Source organism: Paraburkholderia sp. SIMBA_030 (genome assembly GCF_046535245.1).
GTDB lineage: Bacteria > Pseudomonadota > Gammaproteobacteria > Burkholderiales > Burkholderiaceae > Paraburkholderia.
Genome location: NZ_JAWRXB010000874.1, coordinates 1 through 261, shown reverse-complemented (window position 1 = coordinate 261; position 261 = coordinate 1). Strand labels below are relative to the sequence as shown.

General features: G+C 60.5%; 1 pseudogene. It reads right to left on the bottom strand.

Annotation, left to right across the window (positions count from 1 at the left end):
* Window positions 1-261: pseudogene (locus tag SB772_RS42510) on the bottom strand (UDP-glucose 6-dehydrogenase); the annotation flags it as partial.

Below are 261 nucleotides of genomic sequence, written 5' to 3'. Positions count from 1 at the left end.
GATAACCGATGCGCGAGTCGGCGCCGATGCCCAGACGCACCGATTCGATGTCGGCGCCCAGGTGTTCGGCCAGTTCGGCAATCTGGTTGATGAAGCTGATTTTCGTGGCCAGCATGCAGTTGGCGGCGTACTTGGTCAGTTCGGCGCTGCGCAGGTCCATGAACATGACGCGGTCGTGGTTGCGGTTGAACGGTGCATAGAGGTCGCGCATTACTTCGCGCACTTCGTCACGTTCGCAGCCAATGATGATCCGGTCCGGGC